The 15066-nt window shown below is 69.0% G+C and carries 14 protein-coding genes; 5 read left to right on the top strand and 9 right to left on the bottom strand.

Annotation, left to right across the window (positions count from 1 at the left end; translation table 11 throughout):
- Window positions 1–33 precede the first annotated feature (33 nt).
- A complete protein-coding gene (locus ACZ1DY_RS11265; protein WP_257488391.1) occupies window positions 34–516 on the bottom strand; it encodes a DUF5130 domain-containing protein in 483 nt (160 codons plus the stop codon).
- Complete coding sequence (gene ctaJ, locus ACZ1DY_RS11260) at window positions 503–760, bottom strand: aa3-type cytochrome oxidase subunit CtaJ (protein ID WP_034313897.1); 258 nt, start codon at window positions 758–760, stop codon at window positions 503–505. The genes ACZ1DY_RS11265 and ctaJ overlap by 14 nt, the downstream gene beginning before the upstream one ends.
- 278 nt (window positions 761–1038) lie before the next feature.
- Here ctaJ and ACZ1DY_RS11255 point away from each other — a divergent pair, with 278 nt between their 5' ends.
- Window positions 1039–1392: a hypothetical protein gene (locus ACZ1DY_RS11255; protein WP_016332309.1), complete on the top strand. Its 354-nt coding sequence runs from the start codon at window positions 1039–1041 to the stop codon at window positions 1390–1392.
- A gap of 117 nt (window positions 1393–1509) precedes the next feature.
- Here ACZ1DY_RS11255 and ACZ1DY_RS11250 read toward each other — a convergent pair whose 3' ends face one another.
- Window positions 1510–2004 (bottom strand): HNH endonuclease, encoded by a 495-nt coding sequence (locus ACZ1DY_RS11250; RefSeq protein WP_007034711.1) that lies wholly within the window; start codon window positions 2002–2004, stop codon window positions 1510–1512.
- A 419-nt stretch (window positions 2005–2423) separates the two neighbouring features.
- On the opposite strand from ACZ1DY_RS11250, the gene ACZ1DY_RS11245 reads away from it, so the two are divergent.
- Genes ACZ1DY_RS11245 through ACZ1DY_RS11235 form a run of 3 tightly spaced genes read left to right on the top strand, consistent with a single transcriptional unit; the run spans window position 2424 to window position 5373 of the window.
- Window positions 2424–3404: a mechanosensitive ion channel family protein gene (locus ACZ1DY_RS11245; protein WP_126729832.1), complete on the top strand. Its 981-nt coding sequence runs from the start codon at window positions 2424–2426 to the stop codon at window positions 3402–3404.
- Window positions 3405–3424: 20 nt separating this feature from the next.
- Window positions 3425–3820, top strand: a complete 396-nt coding sequence (locus ACZ1DY_RS11240) for a globin (RefSeq protein WP_125676391.1) — start codon at window positions 3425–3427, stop codon at window positions 3818–3820.
- Entirely contained in the window at window positions 3820–5373 is a 1554-nt protein-coding gene (locus ACZ1DY_RS11235; RefSeq protein ID WP_465484281.1) for a glycoside hydrolase family 13 protein, read from the top strand. The genes ACZ1DY_RS11240 and ACZ1DY_RS11235 overlap by 1 nt, the downstream gene beginning before the upstream one ends.
- A 33-nt stretch (window positions 5374–5406) precedes the next feature.
- Here the strand turns inward: ACZ1DY_RS11235 and ACZ1DY_RS11230 are convergent, their stop codons facing one another.
- Together ACZ1DY_RS11230 and ACZ1DY_RS11225 are read right to left on the bottom strand one after the other, a co-directional pair.
- The gene (locus ACZ1DY_RS11230; protein WP_465484280.1) at window positions 5407–6342 is read right to left on the bottom strand and encodes a hypothetical protein; all 936 of its coding nucleotides are present in this window, start codon (window positions 6340–6342) and stop codon (window positions 5407–5409) included.
- A 128-nt stretch (window positions 6343–6470) separates the two neighbouring features.
- Window positions 6471–7931 carry an LVIVD repeat-containing protein gene (locus ACZ1DY_RS11225; protein ID WP_465484279.1) on the bottom strand — a complete coding sequence of 487 codons (1461 nt, stop codon included), beginning with the start codon at window positions 7929–7931 and terminating at the stop codon, window positions 6471–6473.
- Between the two features lie 87 nt (window positions 7932–8018).
- Between ACZ1DY_RS11225 and ACZ1DY_RS11220 the strand changes: the two genes are divergently transcribed.
- Window positions 8019–8660: a DUF305 domain-containing protein gene (locus ACZ1DY_RS11220; RefSeq protein WP_465484278.1), complete on the top strand. Its 642-nt coding sequence runs from the start codon at window positions 8019–8021 to the stop codon at window positions 8658–8660.
- An 11-nt stretch (window positions 8661–8671) separates the two neighbouring features.
- Here the strand turns inward: ACZ1DY_RS11220 and ACZ1DY_RS11215 are convergent, their stop codons facing one another.
- The 4 genes from ACZ1DY_RS11215 to ACZ1DY_RS11200 form a co-directional block, all read right to left on the bottom strand.
- Window positions 8672–8950: a hypothetical protein gene (locus tag ACZ1DY_RS11215; protein ID WP_257488397.1), complete on the bottom strand. Its 279-nt coding sequence runs from the start codon at window positions 8948–8950 to the stop codon at window positions 8672–8674.
- Window positions 8951–9013: 63 nt separating this feature from the next.
- Window positions 9014–9649, bottom strand: coding sequence for a DUF8010 domain-containing protein (locus ACZ1DY_RS11210; RefSeq protein WP_257488398.1), 636 nt, complete (start codon window positions 9647–9649; stop codon window positions 9014–9016).
- A complete protein-coding gene (locus ACZ1DY_RS11205; RefSeq protein WP_465484277.1) occupies window positions 9642–10061 on the bottom strand; it encodes an acyl-CoA thioesterase in 420 nt (139 codons plus the stop codon). Before ACZ1DY_RS11205 ends, ACZ1DY_RS11210 begins: the two co-directional genes overlap by 8 nt.
- Window positions 10061–15034 (bottom strand): NAD-glutamate dehydrogenase, encoded by a 4974-nt coding sequence (locus ACZ1DY_RS11200; RefSeq protein ID WP_257488399.1) that lies wholly within the window; start codon window positions 15032–15034, stop codon window positions 10061–10063. Before ACZ1DY_RS11200 ends, ACZ1DY_RS11205 begins: the two co-directional genes overlap by 1 nt.
- Between the last annotated feature and the right edge of the window lie 32 nt (window positions 15035–15066).

Raw genomic sequence — 15066 nt, 5'->3', positions numbered from 1 at the left:
AGGTAGGCAAGGAGGCCTTCACGGCGTAAAGCGTCAGTGCTGCGGAGCGCCGGCCTGGTCGCTCAGCATGCGGAGGGCGTTCACGAGGCCGCCGATGAGGTCGCCTTCCTTGAAGGAGGCGACCATGCTGGCCACGGCGAGCTTCGCGCCGCGGTCGGGCAGGCGGTGCCGGGCCTGCGAGCCCGTCACGATCTCGATGACGCGCTGCCCGGGCGACACGGCGACGACGACGCCGTCGGCGGGGTTGTCGGTCGAGGTCAGCAGGCCTTCGGCGGTGGCGCGGGTGTCCTCGCCGAGGTCGCCGAGGTACACGCTGAAGTCCAGCCCGGTCTCGCGGCTGGCCAGCGTCAGCGCCTCGTCCAGCCGGGCAAGCTGCTGGGTGGTGAATGGGCTGATCGGACCAGCCGGTTCGTACATCTTGGCGGCGGAAATCCGGCCGCTGGACGTAACGGCGGCGCCGTAACCGGGCTCTTCGTCAACAGCGGTGGACGAATGGGTCAGTTCACCAGTTGCCACGAGCGCCTCCCGTCACCGAAGCTCCGTCCGCCGCACCGACGGCGGTCGCGCCGCCCGCGTGCGAATGCCTGGCGCCGACCCCGTCGGGGTTGGCGCTCCACCACATGGCCGGGTACTCCCACGGCTGCCCCGGCCGGTACCGGGCGACGCCCGCGCCCTTCGACCGCAGCGTGGCCACCCCGCACAGCGCGTAGATGACCAAGGGGATCACCGCGAAGACCAGGATCGTCTCGACAAGGTTCACGCGCGTGAGCGTATCCGATGGCGTGCGGCCGCACCCGCTCGCACGGCACCTACCGCTCGTCGTCCGGAGGGGGCCGTCCGCCGCTTGCCGCGAAAGCGCTCCCACGTTGGGGCGAAGCCCGCAAGGCCGAAAGGTTGCAACTCAACGTACGGGCGGCCGCACCCGGCGCTGTCGTCTTGTCGCGGCCTTGAAATCCTCGTAGCTTTTTCACCTGTACGGGCCTTGCGCCCAGCTCCCCCACCCCAGCAGGTAACGCACCGGTCGCAGGAGGACATGTCATGCAGAGCACCCAGACACCCGGCCAGGCGATCATCGACGACATTTCGTCACTCTTCGAAATTGGATTCGTCCCCGGTACGCGTGTGACGGCGGGCACACGGGTTACGCGCGGTACTCGTGTCACTCGCGGTACGCGGGTCACCGCCGGCACCCGGGTGACCCGTGGCACCCGCGTCACCCGAGGCACCCGGGTCACCGCCGGCACCCGCGTCACCCGCGGAACGCGCGTCACTCGCGGCACCCGCGTGACGGCCGGAACCCGCGTCACGTGCGGCACGCGCGTCACCCGCGGAACCCGGGTCACCCGTGGCACCCGCGTCACCTGCCAGAGCGACTTCTCCCTCGCCGCCTGAGTCCGAGCACGACCGGTTTGTAGGGGACGGCGTACTCGTAACGAGCTCCATCACGGCATCATCGGCCCGCCCCGGCCGCCGTAAGGCAGCCGGGGCGCCGACGTGTTCGCGGTCAGATCAGGCCGCGGTGCCCAGGTACGGCCGCCACAACGGGTCGGCTTCCTTCGAATGCGCGAGCAGCCGCCAGTGCGGCCCGTGCGGGGCCCTCGGCACGACGCGCAGGCGCCAGCCGATCTCGGAAAGCAGCTTGTCCGCCTTCCGGTGGTTGCACTTGGCGCAACAGGCCACGCAGTTCGTCCAGCTGTGGGGTCCGCCACGACTGCGCGGGACGACGTGGTCGATCGTCTCGGCCCGCCCTCCGCAGTAGGCGCAGCGGTACCGGTCGCGGTGCATCAGCCCGGCCCGGGTCAGCGGCACCTGCGCGCGGTAGGGCACGCGCACGTAGGTGCTCAGCCGGATCACCGAGGGCACGGGCAGCGAGACCGTGGCGGCGTGCAGTTCGAGCCCTGCCGGGTCTCCGTGCACCACCTCGGCCTTGCCGCACATCACGAGGACCACCGCGCGCCGCAACGGCAGCGCCGTGAGCGGTTCGAACGTGGCGTTCAACAGCAATACCCGTCTGCGGCCCCAGGACGACGCCGTCGTCGTAGTGGGTACCGCCGAAGTCGACGGGTCCCGCCCTCTACGCTGTCCGGGCGGGCGGGCAACACCCCCTGGCCGCGTTCCCGGCCCGCCCGGTGGAGCCCCGTGCGAGGGGGCACCTCCCGGATGTGCGCGCAACACGACCTCCGGCGCCTGTCCGGCCACGGCTTGGCTCGGGACGCCGAGGGGGATGGGTTGTCGGTCTGGCACTCGACCACCTCCACCGGTGCAGGCATAGTCGACCACAGATCAGCCCCAAAGTGCACGTGTGTTACTGGACGTGTCACATGCACGCGACCCGGCGGCCACATGATGTTGGCCGATTCGCATCCGCCGGGGACGAGCGGCGTGACCGGTCCCCGTCGAGTACGAAAGGACATTTCCTCTCCGTGAACCTGCTGCCCACCGAACCCCCGGCCTGCACGCGCGAGGCCGGCAGCCTGTGCTACCAGGTGTTCCAGGTCACAAAGAACGAATGGCTCTCCGCGTCGGCGGGCTGGCTTCTGACGAAGCCGCTGAGGATCCTGATGATCGTCGCCGTGGCGTTCCTGCTGCGGTATCTGGTGCGACGCCTGATCAACCGCGTGACGCGGATGCCGAACGGCGGTTCCTCGAAGCTTCCCGCCCTGTTGAGACCGCTGCGGGAGAAGGCTCCCGAGGTGCTCGGGTCGGCGGTGATGGAACGGCGCCGTCAGCGCGCCGCCACCATCGGCTCGGTGCTCAAGTCGATGGCGACGTTCCTGATCTACGGCCTCGCGTTCATCCTGGTGCTCGGCGAACTGGGCATCGACCTGGCGCCGATCATCGCTTCGGCCGGCATCGTCGGCGTGGCGCTCGGATTCGGCGCGCAGAACCTGGTCAAGGACTTCCTGTCCGGCATGTTCATGATGATCGAGGACCAGTACGGCGTCGGTGACGTCGTCGACGTCGGCGAGGCGTCCGGCACCGTCGAGGCCGTCGGTCTCCGGATCACCACCTTGCGTGACATCAACGGCACCGTCTGGTACGTCCGCAACGGCGAGGTGCTGCGGGTCGGCAACTCGAGCCAGGGCTTCGCGGTGGCCGTCGTCGACGTCCCGCTCAGCTACTCGGCCGACGTCGAGAAGGCCACCGAGCTGATGGCCGACAAGGCGAAGACGCTCCTGGAGAGCGAAGGGCTCGCACCGAACGTGCTGGAGCCGCCGGAGATGCTCGGCGTGGAGACCGTCACCCCCGAGAGCATCAAGCTCCGCCTGACGGTGAAGGTCCGGCCCGGTAAGCAGTGGGCCGTGCAGCGCGCGCTGCGTGCGCATCTGCTCGCCGCGCTCGACGAAGCCGGCTTCGAGCCGCCACTGGGACGCTTTATGTCGTCCGGCCCCGCGGCCCAGTAGGACAAGGGCAGAATGGAGCTGTGTCCGTGACCGAACCTGACCCCACCACCCTGTACGAAGCGATCGGCGGTGAACCGGTCTTCACCCGGATCGTCGCGCGGTTCTACGCCGAAGTGGCGGTCGACGAGGTGCTTCGCCCGCTGTACCCCGAGGAGGACCTCGGCCCGGCCGAGGAGCGTTTCCGGCTGTTCCTCATGCAGTACTGGGGCGGCCCGCACACCTACTCGGATCAGCGCGGTCACCCGCGGCTGCGGATGCGGCACGCTCCGTTCAAGATCGGCCCGATCGAACGCGACGCCTGGCTGCGCTGCATCAAGATCGCGGTCGACGAGGAGAACATCGAGGAGCCCTACCGCTCCCAGCTGTGGGCGTACCTCGAGATGGCCGCCAACAGCATGATGAACAGCTTCGTGTGATGGAACGCGACGTGGCCTGGTGGGCCCAGGCGGTCTTCTACCAGGTCTACGTACGCTCGTTCGCCGATTCGGACGGGGACGGCGTCGGTGACCTCGAAGGCATCCGCGGCAAGCTCGGGTACCTGGAGCTGCTCGGGGTCGACGCGCTGTGGCTGACGCCGTTCTACCGCTCCCCCATGGCCGACCACGGCTACGACATCGCCGACCCGCGCGACGTCGACCCGATGTTCGGCACCCTCGGCGATTTCGACGTCCTGCTGACCGAGGCGCACAAACGCGGGATCAAGGTCACCGTCGACGTCGTCCCCAACCACACCAGCAACACCCACGCCTGGTTCAAATCGGCGATGGCGGCGCCGCCGGGCAGCCCGGAACGGGATCGCTACATCTTCCGTGACGGGCTCGGCCCGCGCGGCGACCAGCCGCCGAACAACTGGGTCAGCGCGTTCGGCGGCCCGGCGTGGACGCGGGTCCCGGACGGCCAGTGGTACCTGCACCTGTTCTCGCCGCAGCAGCCGGACCTGAACTGGACCAACCACGAGGTCGCCGCCGATCTGGAGCGGACCCTGCGGTTCTGGCTGGACCACGGCGTTGACGGTTTCCGCGTCGACGTCGCGCACGGGATGGCGAAACCGCCGGGCCTGCCGGACATGGACCCGCGGGTGAACCCGCTCGGGCCGAGCGAGTTCTACGATCCGCGGTTCGACAACGACCGCGTCCACGAGATCCACCAGATGATCCGCAAGGTGCTCGACGAGTACCCGGGCACCATGGCCGTCGGCGAGATCTGGGTGACCGACGAGGAACGGCTCGCCCGCTACCTGCGGCCGGACGAGCTGCATCTGGCGTTCAACTTCCGGCTCGTGCTCACGCATTTCGACGCGGACGCGCTGCGGACGGCCATCGAGCGGTCGCTGGCGGTGCCGAAATCCGCCGGGGCGCCCGCCACCTGGACGTTGGGCAACCACGACGTCTGGCGGCAGGTCAGCCGGTACGGCGACGGTGAACGCGGCGTCCGGCGCGCGCGGGCGATGGCGCTCGTCGAGCTCGCGCTGCCCGGGGCGGTCTATCTGTACAACGGCGAAGAACTCGGGCTCGGCAACGTCGACATCCCGCCCGACGCGGTCGCGGACCCGCGGGCCAAGACCTCCGGCGCCGAGTTCGGCCGGGACGCGTCACGGGTGCCGCTGCCGTGGGAAGGCGACCTGCCGCCGTTCGGGTTCTCACGCAATCCGCGCACGTGGCTGCCGATGCCCGCTTCGTGGGCGTCGGTGACCGTGGAAGCGCAGCTGGAAGATCCGGCGTCGACGTTGTCGCTGTACCGGCGGGCGATCGAGATCCGTAAGTCGCACAAGGCTTTCCGCGGCGACGACCTCGAATGGTACGGCGCGCCCGCGGGATGTTTCGCGTTCCGGCGGCGGGGCGGCGGGCTGGTGTGCGCGCTGAACACGTCGGCGAGCCCGATCGCGCTGCCGCCGGGCGAGGTGCTGCTGTCGAGCGTTCCGCTGGTGAACGGGAAACTGCCGCCGGACGCGGCCGCCTGGCTCGTCTGACCTCGGCCGGGAGACCAGACGAGCCAGGGCGACTCAGTTCACCACGACGTAGTAGTCACGACTGCCGTCCGACCGGGTGCCATCCGCGGCCCGGCTGAAGACCTTGAGGGAGTGGAAACCCGAAGCGGCGGGTGTAAAGGTGAAGCTCGCCGTGCCGTCGGCCGCGGCCGGGACCACCGTCGGCTTGCTCCACTCCTCGTCGAGGTAGTACGTGTACTCGACAACGCCCGGCATACGAGGGGTCAGGGTGAAGACGCCGGCGACGCCGGGACCGCCGCTGCCCTGGGAATCCGGGTAGTCGGTGCTCGCCACCAGCGGGGCGTCACTGGCCGTGTAAATCCTGTCGGCGGTGCCGGACGTCAAGCCGGCGCCAGTCGTGCTCCACACGTAGAGCCGGTGAAGCCCCTTGCTCGCCGTGACGATGTTCGCGGTCGTGGCGCCATCGGCCGAGGCCGCGACGGTGGTCTCCGGCCCGTCGTCGATCCGATAGGTGTACGAGACGACATCGGCGATACGTGGGGCGAACCGGAACTCGGCGGGCACACCGACGCCGGTTTCCCGTGGCCCGGTGATCTGCGGCTCCGTCGACTGCACGTAGAAGTGGTGGACGTGCTGAGGCGACCGGTTGCCCGCGCTGTCGACGCTCGCAACGTAGAGATCGTTCGGACCGGACGTCTGCGGAGTGTAGGAAACGGTCGCCGTCCCGCCAGGGTGGTCGGCCGCCACGAAGGTGCCGGCCGGATCGGTGTTCCCGTAATAGAACCCGATGACCGCGTCATCACCGTTGGCGTTGAAGGTGAACGAACCCGGCATTCCGGCGCCGGGGTGCCAGGCACCGTCGTCCGGGTACTCGGCCGATGTCACGGTGGGCTCGGCGATCAGGGATGTGGCGCTCGCCTGGGCCGGTGCGGCGCTGAACGCCACCACCCCGATGGCCAGGAGCGCGGTGGATCTACGACGAAGCTTCATCTCGAAAACCCCCAGATAGATCATGCTGTCAGCGACAGCTAAGCACAGATCCATCCGGGCACAGACGCAATAAACGGGCCGTTCCTTGCGAAATTCACAAGGAACGGCCCGTTCATAGCGTTAGCTGGCTACTTGTTGAAGCCCGGGTGCAGCTTGTACTGCGTCTGGGCGTTGAACTCGTTCTGCCGGACGAGCTTCGCCGGGAAGGTCCGCCAGTCGTTGAGGTCCAGGACGTCCAGGCCCTTCACGATGTCGGACGAGTAGATGTGGCCGTTGTACCAGTACGCGGACCACGTGCCACCGCCGACGAGTTTCTCGTTCGAGAGCGGGCCACGCTCCCAGAACGCGATCTCCTTCGGGTTCTTCGCGTCGGTGAAGTCCCACACCGAGACGCCGCCCTGGTACCAGGACTGGACCATGATGTCCTTGCCCGGCACCGGGATCAGCGAGCCGTTGTGCGCCACGCAGTTCTCGGTCTCGGACTGCAGACGCGGGATCTTGTAGTAGCTGACGAACTCCAGCTTGCGGTCGTCGCCGCGGCCGGTGATCTGGTAGATGCCGTTGGCGCCGCGGGTGGAGCCGAACTTCTCCAGGCAGGTCGCCATCCCGCCGCCGCCGAGCTCGTCGGTGAAGACGATCTTGGTGGCGTCGTTGTTGAAGGTGGCGCTGTGCCAGAACGCGAAGTTCACGTTGTCCTGCACGCGGTGGATGACCCGCGGCTTGAGCCGGTCGGAGATGTCGAGCAGGACGCCGTCACCCATGCAGGCACCGGCCATCAGGTCCTTCTCCGGCAGCGCCGTCAGATCGTGGCAGCCGGTGGTCGGCGACCGGCGGGTGCCGTCGGGGTTGGTGCCGCCGGGGTTGCCGCCACCCTCGCTGGCCGGGAACAGCACCGGGGTCGCGACGAGCGCGGCCTTCGCCGGGTCCTTCACGGGGACCTTGATGATCGACAGCTTGTCGTGCGGCGGCTGGCAGTCGGGCAGGTTGGCCGCCGGCGCGTACGACGAGACGTAGATGTAGACGTCCTTGCCGCGCTTGTCCGGCACCAGGGTGTTGGTGTGCGAACCGCAGTCCGTCTCGATCGCCGCGACGTACTTGGGCGCCGCGAGGTTCGAGATGTCGAAGATCTTGATGCCCTCCCACGACGTCTTGTCCGAGGCGGGCTTCGAGACGCTGTTGCACGAGTTGTCGCTGCGCGACGCGTCGGTCGACAGGAAGAGCAGGTCGCCGGAGATCGACACGTCGTTCTGCCCGCCGGGGCACAGGACCTGGCTGACGATCTTCGGGCGGTACGGGTTGCGGACGTCGTAGACGTTGAACCCGTCGTAGGTGCCGACGATCGCGTGACCCTTCGTGAACGCGATGTCGGTGCCGGTCGAGTCCTTGGTGAACGGTCCCTGCTGCGGGACGTTCGCGATCGATCGGAGGTTGGGGCTGTGGACGATCTCGTCCACACCCGGAATCGCGGTCGCCGACGGTTCGGCGATGACGGCCGGCGCGGCGAGCGCGCTGGAAGCCCCGAGGGCGGCGACTGCGGCCGCCGACACGAAGACCCTGGTCAAGCGGCGTTTCAGCCCAGGCTGCAGCACGATATGGCTCTCCTTCCACCCAGCTTTACGCGCACCTTATTCCTTATTTAGGCTCAACAGATACCGACCAACGGAGGAACTCCCGGGATGAGAAATAGTTTGACATCGGCCCTGGTCGCCGCTGCTTTCGTAGTCTCGGGCTGCACCGGCGGCGAAACCCCGGCGCAACCGGCCCAAAGCGCTCCGGTGATCGTGCCCGGGAAGCCCGGAGAGCAGGCGGGCACCGGCTCCCCCGGCCCGGTGAACCGCGATCAGCCCAACGAGGCCGACGTCGAGTACATGACGATGATGATCCCCCACCACCAGCAGGCGAAGGTGATGACGGATCTGGTGCCGGGCAAGACGGCGAACGAGCAGATCCGGGCGATCGCCGGGCGGATCTCGGTCGCGCAGGACGGCGAGGTCGCGATGATGAAGACCTGGCTGTCCGACCGCGGCAAGCCGGTGCCGGGCGACGGGCACGCGGGTCACGGTGGCGGGCACGATCACGCGCTCATGCCGGGGATGGCGACCGAGGCCCAGCTGGCGGATCTGCGCGCGGCGAGCGGGGTGGCGTTCGAAAAGCTGTTCCTCGATCTGATGATCGCGCACCACCAGGGCGCGCTGACCATGGCCGAAGCCCAGCTCGGCAAGGGTGTGGAGATCAAGGCCCAGGAGATGGCGCAGGAGGTCATCACCGGCCAGTCCGCCGAGATCGAGCGGATGAAGACCATGCGCGGAAAGCTCTGATCCCTCGCGGGTCAGGCCTCGCCCGAGGAGCCCAGGTCGAACCCGGAGTCGCCGGAGTCGTCGTCGAGGGTGCCCGAGACGATCCAGGTCGCCAGCGCGGCGGCCTGGACGTAGGGCGCGGCCTTCGCCGCGGCCCGTCCCGCGGATTTGGCGCGGCCCCACTTCTCCGGGCGTTCGGCGCGTTCCGGCGCCTCCTCACCCGGCGGGCGCTCGGTCCGCCACGGGGTCTCCTCCGGCCGGACCTCGGCGAGGAAATCCGCCGTCGGGTCTTCCCCGTCCTTGTCGCTCATGGAGACAGCCTGACACCGCGGGCGGCCGGAAGCCACCCGCGGCGTCGAGCGGTAAGAAACCCGTCAGAACAGCAGCGGCAGAAGCGCGTGACGGCGCTTGAGGACCGCGCCGTACCGCGCGTCGATGCGCATCCACGAATCCGTGGCGGTGACGCGGACGACGTCACCGTCGATCGACGAGTCCACGAACCCCATCCCCGACAGCGCGAACAGGCACCGCATCTGGACCTTGATCTCCTGCTCGTTGCCCGAAACGGTGAGCACCGTCTGGTCCATCAGCGAGGCGGGCGGATTGCCGTGCGGGCCGACGTTGTCGCGGGCCAGTGTGACGCCCCGATCGGCCAGCTCCGAGATCACCGTCGCCGGCAGCTCGTCCACCAGCTGCCAGCGGCCGGGGGCGGGCAGCTCCGAGTGCCACATCAGGTCGCGGGCCGGCCCCGGATCCATCCGCTCGCCGCCGGCGACGGTCAGCGCGGCGAGCAGCTCGTTCCCGGACACCGTGACGTCCGACGGCGTGATGTCGCCGGCCACGGCCCTGGTGGCGAGGACCTCGAACGGGGTCGTGGTCCACGCCTCGACGACGCCGTCACCGCGCTGCCGCAACCGCACCAGCGTGTTCTGGTCGAGCCGGACCGCCCTGGCCACGAACGCGCCGAGCGTTTCGCGGTCGCCCGCGTCCGGGATGACGAGCTCAGGCATCCGCGAACCCCTTCTCCAGGAAGGCGCGTTCGTCCTCGGTCAGCCGCCGGGGCCGCTCCGACGCGGTGTCGAACGGCGCGAGCACCGTCTCGGCGGTGACCGCGACCTTGTCGGCCTCGGCCGGGCCGTCGTGCACCCGGTACCCGAGGGTGAAGCTGGCGTGCTTCAAGTCCTTCAACGAGATCTCCACCCGGATGTCCTGCTCGGACACCACGATCGGCGAACGGTAATGGACGGCCAGCTTCACCACCACGATGCCCTTGGGCAGTTCGGTGAGCCCCGCGCGGACGGCGTCCCCGAACAGCAGGGGGATCCGTGCCTCTTCGAGCAGGGTCACCAGATTCGCGTGGTTGACGTGCCCGTAGACGTCCATATCCGACCAGCGCGGCCGGATCAGGGAAATGTAGCTCACTACCTCACCGTGCTCCGGATCTGCCTCGCCGCCACCGACAGCGTCGCCAGGTCGAGCTTGCCGGACTTGCTGATCTCGTCCAGTGCGACGCGGGCCCGCTGCAACCGTGAGGCGTTCGTCTTCTCCCAGTGGGCGATCTTCTCGTCCGGGTCGGTACCCGAATCGCTGTGCCGCAACGCGTCCAGCGTGATCGTCCGCAAGGAACCGTAGACGTCGTCCCGCAGCGCCAGCCGTGCGAGCGCGTGCCAGCGGTTGCCGCGTTCGAGGCCACTGATCGACGTCAGCATCTTGTCGATGCCGAGGTGGTCGGACAGCGCGTAGTACAGGCCCGCGGTCTCCGCCGGGGTGTGCACCGCGTCGATCCCCACCTGCTGCTCGGCCAGCTCCGCGACGTCGGTGACGTCGAGCAGGCCGTAGGTGTGCAGCAGCAGCGCCACGCGTCCGGCAAGTTCGGCCGGGACGCCCTTCTCGATCAGCCGCTCGGTGTTCGCGTCCACCGAAGCGCACTCGACACCGCGAAGCAGCTCGTGCGCCCGCGGGGCCAGCTCGCCGACGACACGGCCGAACCGGTTGATCTCGGCGAGCGGGGCCAGCGGCTGCGGCCGGTTGGTGAGGAACCAGCGGGCGGCCCGGTCGAGCAGCCTGCGGGTCTCCAGCATCATCTCGTCCGCGACCTCGGTCGGCACGACGTTGTCCAGCGCGTCGATCTGGGCCCACAGCGACGGCAGGTCGTACACGTGGGTGACCACGGCGTACGCGCGGACGGCGTCGGTCGCGGTCGCGTTCATCTCCTCCATCAGGCGGAAGACGTACGAGATCCCGGCGCCGTCGACGACCTCGTTGGCCACCATCGTCGTGATGATCTCGCGCTTCAGCGGGTGCTGGAAGATCGCGTCGCCGAAGCGCTCCCGAAGCGGCTTCGGGAAGTACTCGGGCAGACGACGCGAGAACACCTCGGAGTCCGGCAGCTCGCTCGCCAGCAGCTCGTCCTTCAGGTCGAGCTTGACGTGCGCGAGCAGCGTCGCCAGCTCCGGCGAGGTGAGGCCTTCGCCCGCCTTCTCCAGCGCGCGGAACTCCGCCGAACTCGGCAGCGCTTCGAGCTTGCGGTCGAAAGCGCCCTTCGCGACCAGGGCCGCGACGAGCCGCTGGTGCACCGACACCATCGGGCCGGCATGCGCCCGGCTGACGCCGAGCACGGCGTTCTGCCGGTAGTTGTCGGCCAGCACCAGCTCGCCGACCTCGTCGGTCATCTGCTCCAGCAGTTCGTTGCGCTGCTCGGCGTCCAGCGACCCCGTCGAGACCAGGTGGTCCAGCAGGATCTTGATGTTGACCTCGTGGTCCGAGCAGTCGACGCCCGCCGAGTTGTCGAGCGCGTCGGTGTTGATCTTGCCGCCCGCGCGGGCGAACTCGATCCGGCCGAGCTGGGTCAGGCCCAGGTTCCCGCCCTCGCCGACGACCTTGACGCGGAGCTGTTTCCCGTTGACGCGCAGGGCGTCGTTGGCCTTGTCGCCCGCGTCCGCGTGGGATTCGTTCTCGGCCTTGACGTAGGTGCCGATGCCGCCGTTCCACAACAGCTCGACCGGCGCCAGCAGGATCGCCTGCATCAGGTCGTTGGGCGCCAGTTTCGTGACGTCCTCGCCGAGGCCGAGCGCCTCGCGGACCTGAGGGCTGATCGGGATCGTCTTCGCCGACCGCGAGTAGACCCCGCCGCCCTCGCTGATCAGCGAGCGGTCGTAGTCCTCCCACGACGAACGCGGCAGGTCGAACAGCCTGCGCCGCTCGGCGAACGAGGTCGCCGAATCCGGGTTCGGGTCGAGGAAGATGTGCATGTGGTTGAAGGCGGCCACGAGCCGGATGTGCTCCGAGAGGAGCATGCCGTTGCCGAAGACGTCACCCATCATGTCGCCGATGCCGACGACGGTGAAGTCCTCGGTCTGGGTGTCCTTGCCGAGCTCGCGGAAGTTGCGCTTGACGCTCTCCCAAGCACCCTTCGCGGTGATGCCCATGGCCTTGTGGTCGTACCCGACCGAGCCACCGGACGCGAAGGCGTCGCCGAGCCAGAACCCGTAGTTCGCCGAGACCTCGTTCGCGATGTCGGAGAACTTCGCGGTCCCCTTGTCCGCCGCGACCACGAGGTAGCTGTCGTCGCCGTCGTGGCGGACCACCCGCGGCGCCGGGACGGTCTTGCCCTCGACGCGGTTGTCGGTCACGTCCAGCAGGCCCGAGATGAACATCCGGTAGCAGGCGATGCCCTCGTTCAGCTGGGCGTCGCGGTCCAGGCCAGGGTCACCGGTCGCCGCAGGCGGGCGCTTCACGACGAAACCACCCTTCGCGCCGACAGGCACGATGACCGCGTTCTTGACCGCCTGCGCCTTGACCAGGCCGAGGATCTCCGTGCGGAAGTCCTCGCGGCGGTCGGACCACCGCAGGCCACCGCGCGCGACGTCGCCGAAGCGCAGGTGCACGCCCTCGATCCGGGGCGAGTACACGAAGATCTCGTACTTCGGCCGCGGCTCGGGCAGTTCGGGCACCGCGCTCGGGTCGAGCTTGAGCGCCAGGTACTGGCGGGAGTTCCCGTCCTCGTCGGTGACGTGGTAGTTCGTGCGCAGCGTGGCGAGGATGACCGACATCAGCCGCCGCAGGATCCGGTCCTCGTCGAGGCTCGTCACCTCGTCGACCAGCCTGCCGATCTCGGCGGTGAGCTGTTCGGCCTGCGAGGCGCGGGCCTCGTCGCCGAGCGCGAGGTCGAAGCGCGTCTCGAACAGCCGCACCAGCGCGGTGGCGATGTCGGTGTGCGCGAGGACGGTGTTCTCGATGTACTCCTGCGAGAACGGGATCTTCGTCTGACGCAGGTACCGCGAATAGGCCCGCAGGATGGCCGCCTGGCGCCAGGTGAGCCCGGCGCGCAGGACGAGGCCGTTGAAGCCGTCGACCTCGCAGTCGCCGCGCCAGGCGGCGTGGAAGGCGTCTTGGAAGCGGGTACGGAGGTCGCTGTCCGCGTGGTCGAGGACCTGCGGGTCGATCCGCAGGCCGAAGTCGTAGATCCACGACCGGCCGCCGTCCTCGCGGCGCAGTTCGTACGGCCGCTCGTCGACGACCTCGACGCCCATCCGCTGCAGGACCGGGAGCACCTGGGAGAGGGTGACGCCCTCGCCGCGCAGGTACAGCTTGAAGCGCCGCTCCCCCGCCTCCGCGTCGGCGGGCAGGTAGAACGACATCGACAGGTCGCCCTCGTCGGTCAGCGACTCCAGGGCACGGAGGTCCGCGAGCGCTTCGAGCGCGGTGAAGTCCTCCTTGTAGCCCTCGGGGAACACCGCGGCGAACCGCTGCCCCTGCTCACCGGCGGACTCCTCACCCATCAGGCCGATCGCGACGCCGCCGTCCCCGGCGCGCTCGCGGCGTTCGGCGAGGATCGCCTCGACCATCCGGTCGTCCCAGCTGCGCACGGCTTCGTTGAGCCGTTCCTGGATGCGGAGGGTGTCCGGTTCGGACCGCTGCGACGGATCGGTGTGCACGATGAAGTGCACCTGCGCGAGTACGGTCTCGCCGATACGCGCGCTGTACTCCAGTTGCGTGCCTTCGAGTTCTTCGAGCAGGACCTCCTGCATCGCGAGCCGCGAACGGGTCGTGTAGCGGTCGCGCGGGAGGTACACGAGGCACGAGTAGAAACGGCCGTACGGGTCACGGCGCAGGAACAGGCGCAGCCGTCTGCGATCCGAAAGCGTGATCGCGCCCGTCGTCGTCGAGTAGAGGGAGTCGGTGTCGGCCGAGAACAGGTCCGCGCGCGGCCAGTTCTGCAGCACTTCGAGCATCCGCTGGCCGGAGAAGGACTCCATCGGGAAGCCCGCGCGGTGGATGACCTCGCGGACCCGGTTGCAGACCACCGGGATGTCCAGCACGTTCTCGTGCAGGGCGGTGGTGGTGAACATGCCGAGGAACCGGTGCTCGCCGGTGACGTTCCCGTTGTCGTCGAACGTTTTCACGCCGACGTAGTACGGGTAGACCGGGCGGTGCACCGTGGACGGCGCGCTCGCCTGGGTCAGCACCAGCAGCGTCGGTGCGAGCGCGGACGCCGCCGTGTCCGGGCCGGCGGTGAGGCTGCGCGCGGCCAGACTGTCCTGGCGCAGCACGCCCAGCCCGGTGGCGAGCACCGCGCGCAGGGCGGGTTCGTCGTTGTCCGGATGCGGGTTGTCGATCAGCTCGTAACGGCGGTACCCGAGGAAGGTGAAGTGTCCGTCGGCGAGCCAGCGCAGCAGCCGGGCACCCTCCGCGACCTCGTGGCCGGGCAGGCTCGGCGGGTTCTCGTCCAGCTCGTCGGCGAGCCGGCGCGCGGTCTCCGCCATCCTGTCGGTGTCCTCGACGACCTCGCGGACGTCACCCAGCACCGACGACAGCCGGTTGTCCAGCTCACGGGCACGGTTCGGATCCGTCACCAGGTCGATCTCGATGTACATCCACGACTCGGCCGCCGAATTCGCCGGCGGCTCCGCCGGGTCGGCGTCCGGGTGGACCTCCAGCAGCTCCCCGGTCAGATCCCGGCTCACCACCACGATCGGGTGCACGATGCGCTGCACCTGCACCCCGTCGCGCGCGAACTCGGCCGCGACGGAATCCACCAGGTACGGCATGTCGTCCGTGACGACCTGCACGACGGTGGCCTCACGCGTCCAGCCGTCTTCGGGGCCCGTCGGGTTCAGCAAGCGCACCGCGGGACGGCCGGGCATCCGGTCCTTCGCGAGCTGCAGATGCGAGCGGACGGCGCCGACGAGGTCGACCGGATCGTCACCGAGGATCTCTTCAGCGGGGATGTGCCGGTAGTACAAGCGGATCAAGTCGCCGATCTCCGGGGCGTACGCCGCGGCGGCGTCGATCAGGTCGTCCCGGATCTGCTCCGGGTTCGCCGACCGGCGCCGGGCGCCATCCTCGGTGCCGACATCTTTTCCGGGCGGGGACGAGACTCCCGTCGAGCTCATTGAGGCAACTCTCCACTGTAGCGAGATTGACA

The sequence above is a fragment of the Amycolatopsis sp. PSD-21 genome (genome assembly GCF_055561455.1).
This window is presented reverse-complemented; position numbering and strand designations above follow the sequence as displayed.

Excerpts from the sequence above, each read along its gene's own strand:
- ACZ1DY_RS11210 (WP_257488398.1), bottom strand. The coding sequence starts at position 9,649 with ATGCCTGAGCTCGTCATCCCGGACGCGGGCGACCGCGAAACGCTCGGC.
- ACZ1DY_RS11215 (WP_257488397.1), bottom strand. The coding sequence starts at position 8,950 with ATGAGCGACAAGGACGGGGAAGACCCGACGGCGGATTTCCTCGCCGAG.
- ACZ1DY_RS11255 (WP_016332309.1), top strand. The coding sequence starts at position 1,039 with ATGCAGAGCACCCAGACACCCGGCCAGGCGATCATCGACGACATTTCG.
- ACZ1DY_RS11200 (WP_257488399.1), bottom strand. The coding sequence starts at position 15,034 with ATGAGCTCGACGGGAGTCTCGTCCCCGCCCGGAAAAGATGTCGGCACC.
- ACZ1DY_RS11220 (WP_465484278.1), top strand. The coding sequence starts at position 8,019 with ATGAGAAATAGTTTGACATCGGCCCTGGTCGCCGCTGCTTTCGTAGTC.
- ACZ1DY_RS11230 (WP_465484280.1), bottom strand. The coding sequence starts at position 6,342 with ATGAAGCTTCGTCGTAGATCCACCGCGCTCCTGGCCATCGGGGTGGTG.
- ACZ1DY_RS11235 (WP_465484281.1), top strand. The coding sequence starts at position 3,820 with ATGGAACGCGACGTGGCCTGGTGGGCCCAGGCGGTCTTCTACCAGGTC.